The organism is Pedobacter sp. AK013, assembly GCF_014205835.1.
In the GTDB taxonomy this organism is placed as follows: domain Bacteria; phylum Bacteroidota; class Bacteroidia; order Sphingobacteriales; family Sphingobacteriaceae; genus Pedobacter.
Window position 1 is genome coordinate 1 of the sequence record NZ_JACHCQ010000033.1, and the last position, 21,521, is coordinate 21,521.

Annotated in this window: 21 protein-coding genes; 4 read left to right on the plus strand and 17 right to left on the minus strand. The window is 38.2% G+C overall.

Translation table 11 applies throughout. From position 1 onward, the window contains the following. Nucleotides 1–518: 518 nt before the first annotated feature. Nucleotides 519–1,337, plus strand: coding sequence for a hypothetical protein (locus HDC90_RS19725; RefSeq protein ID WP_184469448.1), 819 nt, complete (start codon nt 519–521; stop codon nt 1,335–1,337). A gap of 46 nt (nt 1,338–1,383) precedes the next feature. Here the strand turns inward: HDC90_RS19725 and HDC90_RS19730 are convergent, their stop codons facing one another. The 5 genes from HDC90_RS19730 to HDC90_RS19750 all read right to left on the minus strand — a co-directional run bounded on the left by HDC90_RS19730 (nt 1,384) and on the right by HDC90_RS19750 (nt 6,573). After that, nucleotides 1,384–2,085, minus strand: a complete 702-nt coding sequence (locus HDC90_RS19730; protein ID WP_184469450.1) for a hypothetical protein — start codon at nt 2,083–2,085, stop codon at nt 1,384–1,386. Nucleotides 2,086–2,090: 5 nt separating this feature from the next. Continuing rightward, nucleotides 2,091–2,846 carry a hypothetical protein gene (locus HDC90_RS19735; protein WP_184469452.1) on the minus strand — a complete coding sequence of 252 codons (756 nt, stop codon included), beginning with the start codon at nt 2,844–2,846 and terminating at the stop codon, nt 2,091–2,093. A 98-nt stretch (nt 2,847–2,944) separates the two neighbouring features. Then, entirely contained in the window at nt 2,945–3,910 is a 966-nt protein-coding gene (locus HDC90_RS19740) for a polyprenyl synthetase family protein (protein WP_184469454.1), read from the minus strand. A gap of 47 nt (nt 3,911–3,957) precedes the next feature. Further along, complete coding sequence (rnr, locus tag HDC90_RS19745) at nt 3,958–6,090, minus strand: ribonuclease R (RefSeq protein WP_184469456.1); 2,133 nt, start codon at nt 6,088–6,090, stop codon at nt 3,958–3,960. A 96-nt stretch (nt 6,091–6,186) separates the two neighbouring features. Further along, entirely contained in the window at nt 6,187–6,573 is a 387-nt protein-coding gene (locus HDC90_RS19750) for a helix-turn-helix domain-containing protein (RefSeq protein ID WP_184469457.1), read from the minus strand. 83 nt (nt 6,574–6,656) lie between these two features. On the opposite strand from HDC90_RS19750, the gene HDC90_RS19755 reads away from it, so the two are divergent. Next, complete coding sequence (locus HDC90_RS19755; RefSeq protein WP_184469459.1) at nt 6,657–7,478, plus strand: alpha/beta hydrolase family protein; 822 nt, start codon at nt 6,657–6,659, stop codon at nt 7,476–7,478. 17 nt (nt 7,479–7,495) lie between these two features. Here HDC90_RS19755 and HDC90_RS19760 read toward each other — a convergent pair whose 3' ends face one another. From HDC90_RS19760 to HDC90_RS19770, 3 genes are read right to left on the minus strand one after another with little or no spacing between them, the layout of a single operon-like run. After that, entirely contained in the window at nt 7,496–8,527 is a 1,032-nt protein-coding gene (locus tag HDC90_RS19760) for an exo-alpha-sialidase (RefSeq protein WP_184469461.1), read from the minus strand. A gap of 6 nt (nt 8,528–8,533) precedes the next feature. After that, a complete protein-coding gene (locus tag HDC90_RS19765) occupies nt 8,534–10,240 on the minus strand; it encodes an ABC transporter ATP-binding protein (protein ID WP_184469463.1) in 1,707 nt (568 codons plus the stop codon). Next, nucleotides 10,240–10,953 carry a 3'-5' exonuclease gene (locus tag HDC90_RS19770; RefSeq protein ID WP_184469465.1) on the minus strand — a complete coding sequence of 238 codons (714 nt, stop codon included), beginning with the start codon at nt 10,951–10,953 and terminating at the stop codon, nt 10,240–10,242. The genes HDC90_RS19765 and HDC90_RS19770 overlap by 1 nt, the downstream gene beginning before the upstream one ends. Before the next feature lie 96 nt (nt 10,954–11,049). Here HDC90_RS19770 and HDC90_RS19775 point away from each other — a divergent pair, with 96 nt between their 5' ends. After that, nucleotides 11,050–11,547 carry a DUF1579 domain-containing protein gene (locus HDC90_RS19775; RefSeq protein ID WP_184469467.1) on the plus strand — a complete coding sequence of 166 codons (498 nt, stop codon included), beginning with the start codon at nt 11,050–11,052 and terminating at the stop codon, nt 11,545–11,547. Between the two features lie 173 nt (nt 11,548–11,720). On the opposite strand, the gene HDC90_RS19780 is transcribed toward HDC90_RS19775, so the two are convergent. The 9 genes from HDC90_RS19780 to HDC90_RS19820 form a co-directional block, all read right to left on the minus strand. After that, complete coding sequence (locus HDC90_RS19780) at nt 11,721–12,617, minus strand: DUF72 domain-containing protein (RefSeq protein WP_184469469.1); 897 nt, start codon at nt 12,615–12,617, stop codon at nt 11,721–11,723. A 12-nt stretch (nt 12,618–12,629) separates the two neighbouring features. Continuing rightward, nucleotides 12,630–12,983: a DUF5615 family PIN-like protein gene (locus HDC90_RS19785; RefSeq protein ID WP_184469471.1), complete on the minus strand. Its 354-nt coding sequence runs from the start codon at nt 12,981–12,983 to the stop codon at nt 12,630–12,632. After that, entirely contained in the window at nt 12,976–13,212 is a 237-nt protein-coding gene (locus tag HDC90_RS19790) for a DUF433 domain-containing protein (RefSeq protein ID WP_083488731.1), read from the minus strand. The genes HDC90_RS19785 and HDC90_RS19790 overlap by 8 nt, the downstream gene beginning before the upstream one ends. A gap of 102 nt (nt 13,213–13,314) precedes the next feature. After that, nucleotides 13,315–14,703 carry an arginine decarboxylase gene (locus HDC90_RS19795; RefSeq protein ID WP_029277861.1) on the minus strand — a complete coding sequence of 463 codons (1,389 nt, stop codon included), beginning with the start codon at nt 14,701–14,703 and terminating at the stop codon, nt 13,315–13,317. Nucleotides 14,704–15,225: 522 nt separating this feature from the next. Then, nucleotides 15,226–15,480, minus strand: coding sequence for a hypothetical protein (locus HDC90_RS19800; RefSeq protein WP_184469473.1), 255 nt, complete (start codon nt 15,478–15,480; stop codon nt 15,226–15,228). A 49-nt stretch (nt 15,481–15,529) separates the two neighbouring features. Further along, a complete protein-coding gene (locus tag HDC90_RS19805; RefSeq protein ID WP_184469475.1) occupies nt 15,530–16,108 on the minus strand; it encodes a PhnA domain-containing protein in 579 nt (192 codons plus the stop codon). A 361-nt stretch (nt 16,109–16,469) separates the two neighbouring features. Beyond that, complete coding sequence (locus HDC90_RS19810; protein WP_184469477.1) at nt 16,470–16,784, minus strand: hypothetical protein; 315 nt, start codon at nt 16,782–16,784, stop codon at nt 16,470–16,472. A 20-nt stretch (nt 16,785–16,804) separates the two neighbouring features. Next, nucleotides 16,805–17,719, minus strand: coding sequence for a citrulline utilization hydrolase CtlX (gene ctlX, locus HDC90_RS19815; protein WP_184469479.1), 915 nt, complete (start codon nt 17,717–17,719; stop codon nt 16,805–16,807). Between the two features lie 86 nt (nt 17,720–17,805). Beyond that, the gene (locus HDC90_RS19820; RefSeq protein WP_184469481.1) at nt 17,806–19,251 is read right to left on the minus strand and encodes an arginine deiminase family protein; all 1,446 of its coding nucleotides are present in this window, start codon (nt 19,249–19,251) and stop codon (nt 17,806–17,808) included. A 481-nt stretch (nt 19,252–19,732) separates the two neighbouring features. Here HDC90_RS19820 and argS point away from each other — a divergent pair, with 481 nt between their 5' ends. Continuing rightward, nucleotides 19,733–21,505, plus strand: coding sequence for an arginine--tRNA ligase (gene argS / locus HDC90_RS19825; protein ID WP_184469483.1), 1,773 nt, complete (start codon nt 19,733–19,735; stop codon nt 21,503–21,505). Nucleotides 21,506–21,521: the final 16 nt, after the last annotated feature.

Below are 21,521 nucleotides of genomic sequence, written 5' to 3' on the forward strand. Positions count from 1 at the left end.
CAACCTCAAGAGGTGTAAGGGATATTAAATTCTTCTTATTCAGATTGTCGAAAATATATGCTTAAAACATCCCCCCAACTTTTCCGCTTGATCCAATGTTTACAGCGATTGCTTAAATCTTAATTTTTCTTAACTTCTTAATGGTCAGAATATGAAAGTTGCTTAATTATTTAAAGCAGTTAATTGATTCTAACGCCAAACTATTACCAGCCCTTCGACTACGTTACCATTGACAGACTCCAAATAGAATGGTCGTCATCTCGACTGTAGCGCAGCGAAATGGAGAGATCTATCTAGGCAGATTTCTCGACTACGTTGCACTCCGCTCGAAATGACGATAGCTTGAGGGAACTATATACTTAATTTTTTTATATTATAAATTACCCCTAAGGGTGACATATCATGGGAAAATCGATTAATAGACTGCCGACTCTGGACTAATGTGTTAAAGCCTGTTAAATAACAAAATTTAACAATTCATTGCAATACATTCGTAAATCATTATTTAATTATTTACGATGAATTTTAAAATACTTAGATTATCTGTTTTTTCTGTTATGTTTGGCAGCTTTTCGGTAAAAGCGCAGGATGTAGAAGAAAATATCCGCATGGTAAAGCCATTTAAGGCTGATGGTATATCGAACGAATGGAATGAGCCGCTTAACCAATATAACGATGCCACCAAGTTGGCTTTTGCACTGGCCAACGACGATAAAAACCTGTACATCATTATCGAATCATTAGATCCTCAAACTACATTTAGTGTATTAAGAGGTGGCATTACCTTAAATATCAATACGGAAGGGAAGAAGAAAGATGGTATGAAACTAACTTTTCCTTTGATGGATAGGCCGCCAATGCCGAAAGAAGGAGAAGAACAGCCTTTATCGCCAGACGGAGCAACACATGATCCTGTGGTAATGAATAAAAGTATCCGTGTTTCTGGTTTTAAAAATATAGCTGATGGTGAACTGCCAGCAATAAACCAGGACGGCATTGAAACCGGAATGAGTATTCACCCCAACAGAGACCTTATTTACGAATTAAGCATTCCGTTAGTGCAATTACAGGTAGGTTTAGATCTTAAAAAACCATTGGTTTACAATATCAAAATTAATGAGCCGAATAAATCTGGCTTTAAAAGAGAAGGTAGACCCGAAGGCGCAAGCAGCGGCAGAGGAAGGTCAGGCGGTAGCCGTGGAATGGGCGGTGGCGGCCGTGGCGGTATGGGTGGTGGAGGAAGAATGGGGGGAGGCGGTCAACGGCCATCAGAAAGTGGTGAATCAGCTTCTAAAAGCTCCAATTTTTGGATTAAATATAAACTGGTGAAAGCCTAATCAGAATAATGAAAAATGTTGTTCTAAGCTAACAGAACAACATTTTTTATTTACTAACTTTAATGTGAGAAGCAACATAGATTAAGGCCTCATGGTTTAACTTCATTTGTGGTAATGTACTGCTTTCAAATTCAATAAACATTTTATAGTTGTTTTGGTCATAAACATATGCAATACCATTAAACTTTATACCTTCTTTTGCAATGTTATAAGTTACCAGCTTAGTTGTTGGGCTTAACTTTATAAATTCTTTGAAATTTTTAATTCCGCTCCCTGCCTTTAACTTTTTAAAAGATTTGTCGACAGCTGTACTGCTTTCAAAATCATGCACGAATACATTTAAATTTTTTTTGGTTTTAAATGCGAATTTTAAGGAATCATCGTGTGTGTTCTGAAAAAAACATCCTTTTTCTATTTTAAGCTGGCTTTTTATATCCAGGGCAACAAGTGAGTCTTTTGCCACTTTAACAATATAAAAATCCCTTAAACGAGTTTGGTCCAGTGAGTCGAGATATTTGTATCTTTTATAAAGCAAACTGTTCCAGGCTTTAGGTGCGTGAGCAGGAGGCAATGGCCGCTGATCCGAAAACTGCTGCTCCGGCATCTTAAACTCAATAGGTTCTTTAGCCTTAGATTGTCGCGAATCCATTTTGTTGCAAGTGGCAACAAGACGCACTACTGCAAAAATAGCTATAACTATACTAAGCACCGTTCTCCAAACAGGTCTTTCTTTGTATTCATCTTCCATATTGATTATCTAAAATCGGCAGTTGTTAAACGGAGTTCGTTCAGCTGGTTTCCTTTTTGATCGTAATAGATATATTTGACCGCAGTAATGTTAAAGCGAACAAAAGAGTTTAGCATTTTTGATAATTTGCCACTTCTTAATATTTCACTTTTTACTAATGATATACCTGCTTCGGTTTTTAGCGGATTAACTAAGTCTTTTGGAGCCCTAACATGATAAACGAGGTCGCCAATTCTATTTTGATCGACCCTGAAAATGGTCATTCCAGATGATGGATCAGTATATGGCAAACTTTTATTCAGCGCGGCCAGCATTGCTCCAAGTTCGCTGGTGGGAGCGTGGGGCTTCGGATTAATGATACTGGGTTGGTTGTTGAGCACATCCGCTGTAGCACTGTTTAATTCATCCATCTTCTTTTTATCCACTATGATAGAAGAGATTTCGGATAAATTATCGGTGTAATAGATGATTTCGAATTTAACACCTTTATCAAGCATCTGCCGTGATAAGGGTTGATTTTTTAAAGTTTCCATCATCATATTCGGCATAATCTGCTTAATGAAATTATTTTCCGGATCGCTGATCGAAAATGTAGTTACTGTCTTTATTTTGATGATTTTGTTTTTGTAATCTGCTTCTGCAGAAGTACGGCTTACAGATTGAATATTGCGATAAGTGGCTCCATCGTTATAGTCTTTTACAAATTTAGCCATCTGATCTCTCGAATCTTTACAGCCAGTAATAGCTAATAAAATGGTCAAAAAGACCGAAAGAAAAGTTGATCTTAAAGCTATTCGGTAGGATAATGATCGTGTTTTTATGGATAAGGTGTGCATGAGAGGTTAATTATGTTTGTGATTTAATTATTTCGTTTCAATAGCTGTTCTGCGAGTTGATGAAGATCTTCTTTATTTGATGCTGTGGCTTCGATATCTTTTAGATTTTGGAAAGCCAGCGCTGCATATTTCATCATCTCTTTTTCGGCTTCTTCTCGGATCTGAAGTTCGTTATATATCGCTGTAACTGCTTTAACTTTTTCCTTAATATTTGGGATTTTATTATCAATCCAACTCTGAAGTGCTGATGAATTGGTTTTCGATAGTGCTTTCAATAGCAGGAAAGTCTTTTTATTGGCAATAATATCGCCGCCAACCTGTTTTCCGAATTTTTCAGGATCGGCATAGACGTCTAAAATATCATCCTGCAGTTGAAAGGCAATGCCTATATTTTCGCCAAACTGATAGATTAAGTCGGCATCTTTTTCTGAGGCACCAGCAATAATGGCTCCGAGCTTTAATGCGCCACCCAAAAGCACGGCAGTTTTTAATCTGATCATGTTGATGTATTCTTCAATACTCACATCATCACGGCCTTCAAATTCCATATCTAACTGCTGACCTTCACAAACACCCTGCGCTGTTGCGTTAAAGGTATTTAATACAGGGCCTAGAAAAGCTGGGTTTACTTTGGCGAGGTTTTTATTTGCTTCCACCATCATTACGTCGCCACTTAAAATGGCAATATTGGTACTCCATTTTTCGTGTACAGTGGCTTTCCCTCTGCGGATTGGTGCATTGTCCATAATATCATCATGAACGAGCGTGAAATTATGAAAAATTTCAATGGCCATAGCGGCATGGATAGATTCATTGGCATCTTCACCAAATAATTCGGTAGCCATTAAAACCAATAGGGGTCTTACCCGTTTTCCACCCAGATTAATGATATAAGTAATCGGATCGTAAAGCTGTTTAGGGTGATCCGGAAACTTTAAATTTTGTATTGCAGTATCTAAAATTTGTTGTAATTCTTCTGTAGTATGCATTCTAATTATTGCGTAAAACACTGTGTTTAAGGCACAATTTTAAATTTTTAATCTGGAATTAAGGTGAAATCGATCTGACGTTTAGAAAGATCTACTTTTTTCACCCTGATCATTACTTCATCACCAAGCTGATATTTTTTCTTTTTGCGTTGGCCTACAATGCAGTAGTTTTTCTCATCAAGTACATAAAAATCGTCAGATATATCTCTTAAACGAATCATGCCCTCACATTTGTTCTCTTCAATCTCTACATACATGCCCCATTCTGTAACACCAGAAATAATGCCTTTGTATGTGGTACCGATATTATTTTCTAAATATTCGGCCTGTTTGTATTTAATCGAAGCTCTTTCTGCATCAGCAGCCCTTTTTTCCATCGCCGAAGAATGAACTGAAGCAACTTCGTAAAACTCCATATCAGCCGATTTGCCATCATCTAAATAGATTTGCAGTAAACGGTGTGCCATTACATCGGGGTAACGACGGATGGGTGAGGTAAAATGGGTATAATACTCGAAGGCCAGCCCGTAGTGACTGGTTTTTTTAGTGGTATAAATGGCTTTGGCCATAGAACGGATGGCCAGCGAGGTTAAAATGTTCTGCTCTTTTTTGCCTTCTACATCGGCCATTAAATGGTTTAGCGATTTGGCAATTTCTTTATCCGATTTGGTATTGATTTTATAACCAAAACGGGAAGCAAAGTTGGCAAAAGTGTTCAGGGTTTCCATGTTTGGCGAATCGTGCACGCGGTAAACAAAAGTCAGTTTTTGTTTGCCCTTGCTTTTTTTTGCAATAAACTCAGCTACTTTACGGTTGGCCAAAAGCATGTAATCTTCAATGAGTTTATGGGCATCTTTACGTTCTTTTACATAAACGCCTATGGGTTTGCCAGCTTCATCGAGTTTAAATTTAACTTCGGTACTTTCAAAGCTGATGGCCCCGTTTTTAAACTTACGTTCGCGTAAAATGTAGGCCAGTTCATTCAGTTTTTGTATTTCGCTTGCATAATCGCCGGTTTTACTTTCAATCACTTCCTGTGCTTCTTCGTAGGTGAATCTTCGGTCGGAATGGATTACTGTACGGCCATACCACTCATTTTGGATATTTGCCTGCTCATCGAGTTCAAAAACTGCAGCAAAACACAATTTATCTTCATGCGGGCGGAGCGAGCATACCCCGTTACTTAAACGTTCGGGCAGCATCGGGATTACGCGATCAACGAGGTAAACCGAGGTAGCGCGGCTATACGCTTCTTTATCGAGTTCGCTTCCCTGAATTACATAGTGTGAAACATCAGCAATGTGAACCCCGATTTCGTGGTTGCCGTTAGGAAGTTTTTGATAAGAAATGGCATCATCGAAATCTTTCGCATCTGCCGGATCAATAGTAAAGGTTAATACGTTTCTAAAATCCTTTCTTTTGGCAATTTCAGCTGTAGAAATATCTTCGGGGATAACATTGGCTTCTCGCTCTACCTGTGGCGGAAACTCCAGAGGAAAACCATACTGTGCTAAAATTGCATTCATTTCGGTGTTGTTTTCACCTTGATTGCCGAGCACATGTTTAACAATACCGATCGGATTTTTGGCACTTTCCGGCCAGTCTGATAAGGTTACTAATACACGTTGTCCGTTTTTGGCCCCGTGGGTATCGGCCAGCGGTACAAAAATATCGTGCATCATTTTTTTATCGTCGGCAATTACAAATGCAAAACGATCTGATATTTTGATTACACCGGTGAAATCTGATTTTGCCCTTTTAATGATTTCGACAACTTCGCCGTCATTTTTACGACCGCTTTTTTTTGCAAAAACATAAGCCTTTACAGTGTCGCCATGTAGTGCATTTTTGAGTTTTCGCGGTGCTACAAAAATGTCCTTCTCAAACTCATCTTCGGGAATAATATACGCTGAACCATCGGCGGTCATATCAACCGTACCGATAATGAAATTCTGTAGCTCTTTAAGCTTAAATTTACCCTTTTCTGGTTCTAAGAAAATCCCTGCACTTTTCCCTTCTTTTAAGATTTCGAGAATGGTTTCTCTAGACTCTTGATCGTTCAAATTTAATTTGGCCGAAACCTGCTTGTAATTAAGCAGCTGATTATTGTTTTTTTCAAAAATATCACTAACCAACTGATTCAGAACCAATTTTATATTTGCCGATTTTTTCTTTGCCATACACTAAACTGAATTTACCGAAGATACAGAAAAGATGGCTACAATAGGTAAAAATAAGGGGTGAAAAGATAAAACTGCCCGAACAAGATACTTTGCCTAAACACAAAGAGCAGGCAACTTAGCGGTTATTTGCTTACCATCTGCAAACGTCTTGCCCCAATCGCAAAGCAACTTTAATATCGGAATTAATTCTAAACCTTTATTGGTAAGGGTATATTCAATACCCTGAGGAATTGATCCGGGAATCTCTTTCTTAATGATGATGGCATGAGTTTCCAGTTCTTTTAATTGCCTCCCCAGTACTTGCTCCGAAATATTGGTCAGTTCTTTTTTTAGGAGATGGAACCTATTATTCCCTTCGTAAATAGAATATACAATCTGGGATTTCCAACGGCCTCCAATCATGGCAATGGCCGAGTTGAGTTCGCATACCTGAAACAGGAACTGCTGATTTAATACATTGGTTGAATTTTCCTTACGCATAACCTAATTTGTAGAAACTAACAATTTTGTTCGTTATTGTAAATCTAAAAATGCATGATGATTTTTGAATCAAATTTACAACTATGAAAAATTTGATTATCACAGCAATTTCAATTTTTATGTTTTTTAACGCATTTGGCCATGAGGTATGGATTTTAAATTCAAAATATCTTAAATCTCCAGGTAAAGTAATGGTATTTAAACCTCAAAATTACCAGAAATCTAAACATTATCCGCTTGTTTATCTATTACACGGTTACAGTGAAAATTATACCCAGTGGTCAAAAACAACAGATTTGCAAAGATTGGCCAATCAATATCAATTTATTATTGTAACGCCTGAAGGTTTTACTTCTTATTATATGAATAGCCACCAGCCTGATGGAGACCAATATGAGGATTTTTTCTTCAAAGATTTGTTGCCGAGGGTGCGTCAATCATTAAGCATAGCTACTCAAAATATTTTTATAGGTGGTTTAAGCATGGGCGGTTATGGTGCACTTCGCTATTTTATCCTTAATCAGGACTACTTCAACACTGCTGCATCTACCAGCGGTGCACTGGAAATCGATTTTAATGATCTGGAAAAAGCGAGCAAACAGTTTTGGCAATCGAGCAGAATGACAAATGATTTAATAAAAGTTTTTGGACGTCCTGAACAAAACGATTGGCATCAGTATAGCATTTCAAATTTATTAACTGGAAATCAAAACTTTAACAAGCCTTTCTTGATGGATTGTGGAACATCGGATATACTATATCCTGCAACTCTTTCTGTCAAAGTATCAGCAGAAAAATTAGGTATTCCCATCAGCTTTATAAGCCAGCCCGGCGATCATAATACCGAATACTGGAAAAAAGCTATTGAGTATCATTTCATTTACTTTAAACAGCATTTAAGATAACGTGCAATAATCGTATCTTATTTAAGTTTAATGCAAAAGTATTTGATTTTTTTCCTTAGAGAGGTATAGGATAAATGGATCAAACCATCATCACTTTGGATTATAGCCGGATAACTGTATTCGCCCTGATTGTGATCTTCTAAAGTATAAATGTCTTTCCAGTTTTTGCCATCGGTTGATATAGCGAGTTTCAATACTGAACGGCCTTCCCACCAATTTTTGCCTGCTGTTAGTGGATTGTAAATAAGCAACTGCCGGCCATCTTTTAAGGTTACGGCATCACTACCCGAATTCGGATTGGGCAATTGAGTAGCCTTAAGTTTTAACCAGGTTTTGCCATTATCTTCAGACCAGCTTTCTACAATTACATTTTGCCTGCTTCTGCATAATACCTGTAATTTCCCATTTGGGTAACTCAGAATAGAAGGTTGGATTACGCCAAAAGTATCGCAATTAATATTAATCTTTTCCCAGTTTTTACCATCAGCATCTGATTTTTCAATATGGATGGCCCATGTTTTTTCATCCAAACTTTCTGTACTGGAGGGATAAAGAATTGTTCCACTTGGTAATTGAATCGGTTTGTTTTTAATAGGCCCTAAGAAATCTTTAGGCAGTTTGCGTGCTTCCGACCATGTTTTGCCGTTGTTAACAGATGTTTTATACTCAGCCCACCAGGTACGGGGATTTAGCCCAACTTTGTAATGTAAAAATAAGATCCCGTTTTTTGTTTTAAAAAGAACAGGATTCCAACAAGCAAACCTGCTGGTATCATTTATTATCCCATTGGCGATTTCGATCGGTTGACTCCATTGCGTTCCGGTTTTTATTGACGACCAGATTACTACATCTTTACTGCCTTCGTGTTTACCGCCAAACCAGGCGGCCATTATTTTTCCTTTGCCTAAATCAACCAAAGTTGAAGCGTGGCAGGCCTCAAATGGAGCCTTTTCGAAAATATTAGTCGACTGAATGATTTCTACTTTTTGTGCACAAACATTTAAAGAAAGAAAAATCAGTGTAAAAGCAATTGAAAGATATTTAAGCATTTTCTATTATTGGTGTCCTGGTATAGCCTCTATCAGTTTTTGGGTATAAGCTGCTTTTGGTGCATAAAATATTTGCTCCGGAAAACCTTCTTCTTCGATTTTTCCTTTATTCATCACTAAAATACGGTCTGAAATATGTTTTACAACGGCCAGGTCATGCGAAATGAAGATATAAGTGAGTCCGAATTCGCGTTGGAGATCCTTGATTAAGTTTAAAACCTGCGCCTGCACGGAAACATCTAAAGCAGATACAGATTCGTCGCAGATGATAAATTTAGGTTGCAAAGCCAAAGCCCTGGCAATTACTACACGTTGCCTTTGCCCGCCGCTAAACTCATGCGGGTACCGGTTAAAATGTTCTTCTTTTAAACCAACTTTATCAAGCAATTCTAATACCTTCTTTTTGCGTTCGGCATCGTTGTGGTGTAGCTTATGCACCTGTAAAGGTTCTAAAATAGATTGTCCGATGCTTAACCGTGGATTTAACGAAGCGTAAGGGTCTTGAAAAATAATCTGGATATCTTTCCTTAATTTACGTAGATCGGTTTTGCTAATGTGTGTAATGTTTTCACCATTAAAAATAATCTCTCCAGAAGTGGGTTGGATCAATCTTAAAATAGTCCGTCCTAAAGTGGTTTTGCCACAGCCCGATTCGCCAACCAGACCTAAAGTTTCCCCTGGATAAACCTCAAAATTCAATTGGTCAACAGCTTTAACATAATCGGTTGTTTTGCCGAAAAGGCCATTATGAATAGGATACCAGGTACATAGGTTTTTGATCTGAAGTAAAGGTTGCTTGGCATAAAGTTTCGCCCTCCGATCGACTATTTCTGCTGTTGTTAGCTGATTTGAAGCTTGTAAATGTGCTGAAGCATCATCAATTTTTCCAGATAGGAAATCGGCCACCACAGGTAATTTTTTTAATTGTAGGCCAGGTGAAGGTCTACAGGCAAGTAAGCCTTTAGTATAGGGGTGTTGAGGGTTTTCGAAAATAGATTTTGCCAGACCCTGCTCTACAATTTCGCCTTTGTACATTACAGCCAGATCATCGGCAATTTCATTTACCACACCTAAATCGTGCGAAATAAAGATCATGGCCATGTTGCGTTCTGTTTTCAGTTTTAAAAGCAATTGTAAAATTGTTTTTTGAACAGTTACATCCAGCGCCGTGGTAGGTTCATCGGCTATTAATAATTTCGGATCGCAGCTTAAAGCCATAGCAATCATTACCCTTTGCTTTTGTCCACCTGATATTTGATGTGGGTAACTATCAAATATTTTTTCCGGTCGGGGTAATTGTACTTCGTTAAATAGAGCAATAGTATGTTTTTTAGCTTCCGCTTTATCTACCTTTCGATGCAACATAATGGCTTCGGCCACTTGGTAGCCACAGGTAAAAACGGGGTTGAGGGAAGTCATGGGCTCCTGAAAAATCATCGAGATCTGGTTTCCCCTGATCTGGCGGATTTCGTTCGAGCTGAGGTTGAGCAGACTAATATCTTCAAAATCTATTTTTCCGGTAATTTTTGCCCCACGTTCATCATGCAAGCGCATAATGGAGAAGGATGTAACCGATTTTCCAGAACCGGATTCACCAACAATACCTAAAACAGTTCCCTTTTTTACATTAAAACTGATCTGTTTTACCGCTTTAAACCAGGTTTTTTCTTCCTGGTTATAAAAATCAATATTTAGGTTTTCAACGTTTAGCATTACGTTACAATGGTAATGTTTTCTGCCGAAATTATATCCATTCCTTTAAATTTTAATAATACCTGTGCGGTAGTAATTACATCTTTCTGGCAATAGGTTACAATTCTATTGAGATTTTTTTCTTCGTAATAAACTTGTCTCACCTGCGCGCCATTAATGTCATCTTTAGGAGTAGGGATATCTAAAATAGCAGCTAGCAGGTTTAAGGAAGTGAAATGTTTGTAATCGCCGAATTTCCAGAGTTCCATTGTATCAATATGGTTTACTTCCCAGGGCTTTTTGCCCGAAAGCTGCAATTGAACCGGAATTTCTATGCCATTAATCAACAACCTTCGGCATAAATAGGGGAAATCGAATTCTTTTCCATTGTGCGCACAAAACATTAAGGCGGGGGCTTGTTTGCTCAACAAAGCAGAAAATTGTAGTAGCATTTCTTTTTCATCGTCGCCAAAAATAGATTTGATGCGCAGCGCGGATGATTTGCCCTGGACACTAAAAATCCCCATGCTAATGCATATAATCTTACCAAATTCGGCCATAATGCCTGCCTTTTCATAAAATTCTCCAGCAGTTTGGTCTGAATTTCTCTGATAATGTGTTTTTTGTTCCCAAAGTTCCTGGAAATGGGGAGGCACATCCTGAAATGATGGATATTGAGGTACAGTTTCGATATCGATAACCATTACCTGATTGAGATCTAGCGTTTTTAACATACATAGATAGTTTTCAATTAACAATTTACAATTTTCAATCCAAAATCTTCTATACAAACTATTAAACATTACAACTATATTTTATAAGTTTGATTTATGGCAAAAAGTAAATTCGAGCAATCTTTAACAGATGGTGCTCATCACCTGCTTCAAAGTTTAAATGGTAACTGGAAAGGTATAACCAAAACCTGGTTCGAAAAAGATATCCTTGCAGATGAATCACCTGCAGAGGCTCAGATTATTTCTATTTTAGGTAGCCGTTTTATTTCTATCGATTACCAGGGAAGTTTGGAAGGAAAAGCTTTTGAAGGTAAAATGATTGTCGGTTTCGATATTCCTTACCAAAGATTTACGACAAGTTGGGTCGATAGTTTCCATATGGGCACACAGATTATGCTTTCGAGCGGTGAAGCTACGCACAGTGGTTTTTCTGTTTTTGGAGAATATGGGAGTCCTGAATATGGCGAGCAGCTTTGGGGCTGGAGAACATCACTTGAGATTATTGGTGAAAATGAAATTATATTAACTGCTTACAATGTCTCGCCAGAAGGGGAAGAAGCAAAAGCTACGGAAACGGTTTATAAGAGAAATTAAATATGTTAGTCGGGATTTGTAATCCCGACTTGCGAATTCTTGAAGTGGATTATAAATCCACAACTCATTCAGACGAGATTGCAAATCTCGACCAGCAGTAGGTTGGGAATCTTAATCCTTCATTTCAAATGCATTAAGATTCCCGCATACCCGAGAATGACGTACCAAAAAAACTAAAATAAGCTTGGCGAAGCCTGATTGGCCATTACCGGGATTTTTAAATCAGTTCCTGTAGCTTTATTCAGTTTCGCTGTAAAATAAGCTGAAAATAACGGAGAAGATAGTTCAACATTCTGGTGTACAAAGAAATATAAGTTTTGCAAGCCCTGTTCTTTCCAGCTTACAATTCTTTCAATCCAGTCGTCTAAGCGTTTTTTATCTATGTCATCATCGTTTGCACCTACAAAACGCACAAAAGCTGTGGGCGAAGTTAAACGCATGTGCAGCATATCTCTTCTGCCTGCTGTATCAACAATGATATTGGCCACGCCATTTTCCTGAAACAATTGAGCAAATTCATTGGCAATAGTTGAATTTGAAAACCATTCGCCATTTCTCACTTCAACGGCTAAAGGAATCACTTTTGGAAACTCGCTGATCACGATTTTTAATCTTTCAAAATCTTTAGGTTTAAAATTATCGTGCAATTGAAGAAAAGCCATTCCTAATTTATCTTCAAAATTACTGATGGCATCGCAATACTGTTCTACAGGTTCTTTAACGTTGATTAACCTTTTAAAGTGACTGATGGTATTGGTCAGTTTAGGGAAGAATTTAAAATCTGCAGGTGTTTTTTGCGTCCACGTAATTACCTGCTCGCGGGTAGGCATGCCGTAAAAAGTTGCATTCAATTCGATCGAATTAAACTGGGTAGCATAATAGGTTAATTCGTCTTTTGTACCTTTAGGGTAAAAACCTTTTAAATCGGTTTTATTCCATTTAGCGCAACCCACATAAGCCCGAAAGGATTGTTTAGGTTTATTTGCTGCTAAAACTGCTGCTGTTTCAGGAGCGTCAGCAGGAAGGGTATAATCTATAATCGAAGGGTCGTCTACTTTACCGAATTGCATTTTTAAAATATGTTATGTGATACTAATTACATTAACTTCCTCTTTTTTATTTAAAAGAACTTCTAATGCTGAGTTAATCTTTGGTTCTAACTTTTGCCAAAATAGTTTATTTGAACAATTCCCGAATTTAATAAGAATAAGTTTTGGAGGAGTACCAAACCAATCGATTAATTCTTTGAAATCGGAATCCTTAGAAACAATTATGACATTCTTTTTAATTTGAGCCATTCTAAAAATGGTCAAGTCATCTACTGAATGTAAATTTAGGCTGAAAGAAGATCTTGTTTTAAAATTTGTGTATTCTGAAAGCCATTTGGCAATTATAGGGGATATATTGGTGTCGGTCCAAATTTCCCAATTATTCATACATTAAGTCCTCATTTATTTTTTGCGCACTATATAAGAGAACAGCCCTAATATCTTCCTTTTCTAGGATAGGATGTTCCTCTAGAATTTGTTCCTCACTCATGCCGCTTGCTAATAATTCAAGTACATCAGAAACTGGAAATCTCAACCCACGTATCGTAGGTCTTCCTCCCATCAAACCATCTGTAGCAATGATCCGATCGAATAACTTAATTTGTTCATGTGCCATACTCAAATATAAAAAAAATACCTCAGTAAAAAAACTGAGGTATATGTTTATTTTAATGAAATTTTGTTTTTGCACTCACCAAATTCCCAACGGTAAACTGAATTAGTAACCCAGAATCTTCAATACCTGCTTACTGTTTTGTTCTTCTCCAAAAACCTCAAAGTTGAAACTTTCATCGCGGTTTCTGCGGATCAGCACATGCTTCGGACTAGGCAACAAACAATGGTGAATACCACCATAACCGCTCAATACCTCCTGGTATGCCCCGGTATGGAAGAAACCTAAATACTGTACTTTACGTGTTTTAGGCATAAATACACTGTTCATGTGTGCTTCCTGATTGTAATAGTCCTGTCCATCGCAGGTAATACCACCCAAGTTAACGCGTTCGTACTCCGCATCCCAGTTGTTAATTGGCAGTAAGATATATTTTTGATTTAATGCCCAAACATCTGGTAAATTGGTAATGAAAGAACCATCTAACATTAACCAACGCTCGCGGTCGTTCTGTTGTTTACGGCCCAATACTTTATAAAGAATACCCGATGCTTCAGCTACGGTATATTTACCAAATTCGGTAATAATATCTGGTTCCATTACATCATGGATCGCGCAGATTTCTTTAATCCTTTTCACAATTTCGTTTACCATATATTCGTAATCGAAATCGAATACCAATGAATCTTTAAATGGCATACCGCCACCAATATCAAGGGTATCCAAATCAGGATTGATTTTTTTGAACTTGCAATAAAGTGTTACATATTTCTCTAACTCGTTCCAGTAATATGGCGAGTCGGTAATACCAGAATTAATGAAGAAATGCAACAATTTAACCCTGAAATTAGGATTGTGTACAATTTTATTGTTGTAAAAATCGATAATATCTTCCATACGCACACCCAAACGCGAAGTATAGAACTGCGAATCTGGTTGCTCTTCAGCGGCAATACGGATACCGAGGTTACAAGGGGTATCAATATCAACCTCATCATCAAAAAGGTTAAATTCCTCTTTATTGTCTAAAACCGGGATAATATTGGTATAACCATCGTGCAACATATCAATGATATATTGTTTGTACTGGTAGGTTTTAAAGCCGTTGCAGATGATGGTGGTATCTTTGGTTAACACCCCTTTTTTCTCCAAAGCATCAACCATTGGCATATCAAAAGCTGAAGAAGTTTCCAGGTGGATGTTGTTTTTTAAAGCTTCCTCTACAATATGCTTAAAATGCGAGCTTTTTGTACAGTAGCAATATTTATAATCGCCACGGTAATTGTTCTTTAAAATAGCGGTCTGGAAAAGAATCTTCGCTTGCTGAATCTTCTTACTTACCATTGGTAAATACGTGAAACGTAGGGGAGTACCGTAAGTTTCGATCATTTCCATCAGGTTTAAATCCTGAAAATATAATTCATCATCTATTACATCGAAACCCTCCTGAGGGAAACCAACACTTAGATCAAGAAATTCTGAGTAACTCTGCATTTACTTTTAAATAATTTTTGCAAAAATGTAATTTTAAATCGAGAATTAAACGGTATTGAAAATATTTTTACTGTAAGGAAACGCTTAGCCTAACTACAAAAAATGCCAACAAATTGTTTTCGATAGAAAGTGAATAGCGCTGTTTTGTTAATAGTCTGAAAAACAGGTGTTAATAACGTAGTTTAAGTTTTAAGATTTGGAAAGCAGGTTCCTGTTATTATAGGTTTGGGTTGGCCCTGCTCTCCACTTTACCCGTTGCACGTGTGTTCGTTCCGATCAGGTTTATTTAACTAAGGCCGGTGCTGCTATTTGAGATTGAATAGCGAGGCGCATCGATCGGGTGGTTTTCCGTGCGCTCCGCGCTTCTGTGGCAAAAATAAAAATGGCTCGGAGGTATTGGGTAATGCGCGAGAAATAATGATTGTTGATCATTTGGAAAGCAGGTTCCTGTTGTTATAGGTTTGGGTTGGCCCTGCTCTCCACTTTACTCGCTGCACTCGTGTTCGTTCCGATCAGGTTTATTTAACTTAGTCCGGTGCTGCTATTTGAGGTTGAATAGCGAGGTGCATCGATCTGGCGGTTTTCCGTGCGCTCCGTGCTTCTGTGGCAAAAATAAAAATGGCTCGGAGATATTATAGGTAATGCATGAGAAATAATGATTGTTGATGATTTGGAAAGCAGGTTCCTGTTGTTATAGGTTTGGGTTGGCCTGCTCTCCATTTTACCCGTTGCACTTGTGTTCGTTCCGATCAGGTTTGTTGATTTTGGACAGTACATCTATTCGCATTTTAATAGCGAATGGCCTAATCAATCATCAAACGACATTTTATCCTTTGCGGAGGTATTTTGTTAAAATTACAATGGTTTGTCCCTCTACCTTACCCTCAATCTGTTCGGTATTATCGTGTACCAACCGGATGTTTTTTACCACAGTACCCAGTTTGGCACTGAGTGTTGAGCCTTTAACATCCAGCGTTTTAACTAAAACCACGGTGTCGCCCTCAAATAAACGGGTGCCATTACTATCCTGGTGAAATTCAACAGTACCTTCCTGTTCATGGTCGCCGGTTTTCTTAGCCCATTCCAACGTTTCATCATCTAGGTATAAAATATCTAGACTATCTGCAGCCCAACCTTCATTTCTCAGTCGGCTTAACATGCGCCAGGCCACTACCTGAACGGGCGCAAATTCCGACCACATGGTTTCTGTTAAAATTTTCCAATGTCCGGCATCAAGCTGTTCATTTTTTTCAATCTGGTCTAAACAGGTCTTACAAACTAAAATGCTGTTATCACTATTGGCATTGCTGGTTGGCGGCACTTCGTATACCGATAAATTGGTTTCAGCAGTGCATAATTCGCATTTATTGCCCGAGCGGGTCTGTAATTCTTGTACTAAAGACATCTTGATACTGGATTTTTGGCGAAAGTAATAAAACTAATCGGAATGAGCAGGCATTTTGAAGTGGACAATATTGGAGAATTTTTTGTTCTTGTAATTTAAAAGTTTTGGTTGATAGAAAAAGATATCAAATAATTGCTGATCATTTGGAAAGCAGGTTCCTGTTTTTATCGGTTTGGGTTAGTCCTGCTCTTCACTTTACTCGTTGCACTCGTGTTCGTTCCGATCAGGTTTATTAAATTCGGGTAGTGCTGCTATTGAAGGTTGAATAGCGAGGGTACATTTGTCAGATGGGTTTTCCGTGTGCTCCGGGTTTCCGTGGCAAAAAGTACCATGGCTCGTGGAGGCATTACTAATAAAGCTGTTAACCTTTTATAATTCCTTTGTTTTGCTCCACATCCTTTTTAAATTTTTCTGTCCATTCTTTTAAGCTCAAAGCTGTTTCCTCTTTATCGTCATCATATACGATCCAGGCATTTGCATCTGTAGAAAGCTTAATCAATGTGGAGATATCATCTTCGGTGATGTAGGACTGTCCATATTTCCTTTCACCATTTATTACCGCATTCCATAGGGCATATTCTAAATTCTGCATCCAACCTGCAGAATAACAATATTCTGAAATTTCACTCATAAATGTTGCTAAACGCAATTCTTTTTCTGTTAAATCTGATTCCATTAAAATAGATATGCAATCTGTTATTCCTTAACCGGCAAATGTATCTCAGCGAGCATACACCTTGCACTGCCGCCACCATTTTTTTCGATGGTGTAAAGTGGTGTATAAATGATTCTACTGTATTGTTCTAATGCAGCAATCTGCTCGGTATTTAAGGAAAGATAAGCCTGCTCTGACATCACCAATAAACTTTCATCATCTGCATTGGTAACCTGTAACATGTTACCCGCAAATTTGTTCATCTGTTCCAGGCTGATTTCGATGATTTCTTTTCCACTGCCTTTTAAACTGATGGTGACGTTCATTTTTTCTTCCGGATCGCGAATCGAATCCAGGCAGATTACCGCAAAACGATCGCCAATGCACATCATTACATTGGTATGGTAAATCGGGAAATTCGATCCATCTACCGCCTGAAAGGCCACTGGTTCATATCCGGTAAGCAGGCAGAAATTGTTCAGCACTTCTTCATCGGTACGCACGCTTAAGCAGGCGTAAGCAATTTTGTTGGTGCGATCTAATACCATGCTTCCGGTGCCCTCTAAAAACGCATGTTGATGTTCGTAAAAGCTTAAATCGCTGATGTGACTTACCTCGAATTTATCTTTCAGTTCATCCAAAATTTCCCTGCGGCGCTCTAACCTTCGGTTTTCAGAAAACATCGGATAAAGGTATACCGAGCCATCTTCATGAAAAGAAACCCAATTGTTCGGAAAAATAGAATCAGGCGTTTCCGGCTGTAAAGTATCGTCTACTACTGTTACATCAACCTTGTTTTTCCGCAGTAGATCCGCAAAGGCGTCAAACTCTTTTAAGGCAGCTGTTTGTACATTGGTTTCGGTAGTTGCAATTTGAAATTTGTTATTTCCCGCAGTTTGCTCGTTGAATTTAAAATCAACAGGGCGGATCATGAGGATATGGCTGGTAGATTGCATCTTTATTTATTTAGGCGTCATCCTGAATTTATTTCAGGATCTTAATCAGGGATGCTGAAATAAATTCAGCATGACGATGTGTGAATTTATAAACTGTCTCTCAATATCGGCAAACTCATACAATGGAAACCGCCACGTGCACGCGATAATTCTGCCGATGGCATTAAAATCAAAGTATCGGTTATAGTTTCTGCGCTCACTTTGCCGCTTTCCAAATCCTGGATCAAATCTTTTACATCCACCACATCAAAACCGGCAGTTTTAAAAGCTTCAACGGTTTTATCGTTTCTATCATAACCTAAAACCACGCCTTCTTTAATAGCCAAAAGGTTACAGGAATCTGTCCATTGCTCCCTCGAATCGTATGGGAACTGGTTATTTCCACTGTAGATAATTTTGGTCGGTTCGGTGCTTTTTAAATCGTTCTGGCTAATATCATTTAACAAAGCTTCTACATGTTCGAAATGTTTTGGCTCTTGTGGATTGGCTTTGGTAAACTGGATAGCTGTAGTGGCTTCCAATTTTTCGGGTTCCTTTAAAAAGTTGATCGGCTCGTAGGGATTATATTTTGGTGAGTGTGCAATCGAATTCAAAATTACCCAGGTATTACGTTTAACTTGTGTAAAAACAGTATCCAGGTGCATGTAATCGCGTTTGCTCGGTATTTTTACCACCGTAACCTTTTCTACCACATCCTGGTCGAACAATAATTTAATGGCTTCGTTTGCTCCATGTTCCGATGTACGTTCGCTACAGCCAATCAATACGTGGTTGGGGCTCACCATCATCACATCACCACCTTCTAAAGTCGTGCTGAATGCAGGCTCATCACCTGGCCTTAAAAAATGCATGGTTACATCTGGAATCTCGAGAATATTATCGCGGTAACCTTCAAACAAAGGGTGGTTGAAGAAAATATAACGCATTAAAAGCGTTTCGCGCACACGGGCTTTTTTTGCCGGTTTGTTTAATAAAATGTGGTTGTTAATGGTTGTGCCTACATCCCTGGTGAAAATTAAATTGGGAATCGGCGCAAAAATCATCGTATCATTGGCCAATGTACCGGAGATAAAAATCTCGGCCAGCTGTTTCGGATCGGTATTGCTTAATTCTAACTGCACTTTATAAGTACAGCCTTCAATTGCACAAACGGCAGCAACCAGTTTTTTACGGATAGATTCGTTCTCCAGCATTTCGCTTAACAGGTTCTGAATCTCGATTACCGATTTAGAATTATGAAAATCGGGGTGGTTGGGCTTGTAAAAATTACGGTTGGATGCTTCTGAATCTATTTCGCTCAATTTTCCTTTAATCTTTTCAGGATCAAGAAAGTACATCAAAAGTTTAATGTAATAATCGTATTCGCCTTTACGGATGGTATCTAAATGTACAATATCTTCGAAAAGCCAGTCCTGTGCCTTAGAGGGCACCACTTTGCCTAATCCACTATCAGGGCTATGTATTAATAATTTACGCAACCTGCCGATTTCGGTGTTTACGTTCACTTTAAAATTTGGGTTCTGCTCGCTCATAAAAAGTTAGTTATTGCAAATCTATTAGAAAAATTCAGATATGAGAATTGAGATGATAGATTTGAGATAGACTAATACGTAGATAGGTTTATTTATTGCACAGAACGGACAACAATAAACCTTATTGAAGCGGCAGCTCCCGATTCCTTCAATCGGGACTACAGCGGAAAGAAGGACTAAAGGAACCGACTGGCACTACAGCACCTTTCCAAACCCTTTAAAATTCAGATATACGCATTGAGATGATAGATTTGAGGCCGAATAATGTTTAGAAAATTGAAATTTAAGATAAAAAATCTTCGGTCTTCGGACTTTTTATTGCATAGTATTTCAAACCTTTACTAACATGAGAATTTAGCAGAGAATAGAGTAGCAAGTATTTAGGGCCGGAACTATATTCTATAGATCAAGCTTTTATGCGATATATTGTTCTTTCTGCTTTGGTCTTTCAGCTTTAGTCTTTAATCGCTATTTTTGGCACATGAATTTTATTATTGCCGAAACACAGAAAGCCATTTTTGAACTTTATAAAGAAGAAGTAGCCGAAAGTGTAATCAACATACAAGAAACACGTAAAGAATTTGAAGGACAGGCAACCATTGTTGTTTTTCCGATTACCAAAATTTCGAAGAAATCGCCAGAGCAAACGGCCACTGAAATTGGTGAGTATTTGGTTGCTAACGTGACTGATATTACCAAATTTAATGTGGTTAAAGGCTTTTTGAACTTAAGTATTGCCGAAAGTTATTTCTTAAAACAGTTTAATGAGGAAATTTTATCGCCTGATTTTGGCGTGTATGCACCGAACGGCAAAAAGGTAATGGTAGAATATTCTTCGCCAAATACCAATAAACCGCTTCACCTGGGGCACGTGCGTAATAACCTGTTGGGTTACTCCGTTTCTGAACTGCTTAAAGCTTACGGTTACGATGTGGTGAAGGTAAACCTGGTTAACGACCGTGGTATTCACATCTGTAAATCGATGTTGGCCTGGCAAAAGTGGGGTAATGGCGAAACACCTGAAAGTACAGGCTTAAAGGGCGATCACCTGGTTGGAAAATATTACGTCATTTTTGATAAAGAATACAAAAAAGAGATTGATGCGTTAAAAACGGAAGGACAAACTGAAGAGGAGGCCAAGAAAAATGCACCATTGATTAAAGAAGCGCAACAAATGCTGCTGAAATGGGAGCAAGGTGATGAGGAAGTAGTTTCGCTTTGGAAAACCATGAACGAGTGGGTTTACGCTGGTTTTAATGTGACGTATAAAAACCTTGGGGTTGATTTTGATAAATTTTACTACGAAAGCAATACTTACCTGTTAGGAAAAGGTACGGTTGATGAAGGTTTGGCCAAAGGCGTTTTCTTTAAAAAGGAAGATGGTTCGGTATGGATTGATTTAACTGCCGATGGTTTAGACCAGAAACTGGTTTTACGTGCTGATGGAACTTCGGTTTACATTACACAGGATTTGGGTACTGCCGAGATGAAACACGACGATTTTGATATGGATGAGTCGATTTATGTGGTAGGAAATGAGCAGGATTACCATTTTAAGGTTTTGTTTCTGATTTTAGAAAAACTGGGCAAAAGCTGGGCAAAAGGTTTATACCATTTATCATACGGCATGGTCGATCTGCCAAACGGTAAGATGAAAAGCCGAGAGGGAACCGTTGTAGATGCTGACGAGTTGATTGAAAGTATGGTAACCACCGCCCGTGAAAAAACAGAAGAATTGGGTAAAACCAACGATTTTAGTGAAGCAGATAAAGAAGAGCTGTATAAAAATATAGGTCTGGGTGCCTTAAAATATTTCCTTTTAAAGGTAGAACCTAAAAAACGTTTATTGTTTAATCCTGCGGAAAGTATCGATTTTCAAGGGAATACAGGCCCATTTATCCAATATACGCATGCAAGGATTAAATCATTGTTGAGCAAAACGGATTATCAGTTTGCGGTTGGCAGTGAACAATTTTCAGGAATATCGGATGTAGAATTGGAAATGATTCTGCAATTGGCAAAATACCCTGCCGAAATTGCGATTGCCGCCAAGGCCTACAGTCCCGCAAGTTTGGCCAACTATTTATACGAACTGGCTAAACTGTTCAACAAGTTTTATCATGAAGTACCGCCGATTGTAAAAACAGAAGAAGGTGAAGTAAAACAGTTCCGTTTAAACCTGAGTAAAAAAACTGCTGATGTCATTCAAGCCGGAATGTTGATTTTGGGGATTACCTCTCCGGAAAGAATGTAAGATAGGAAATAGATGA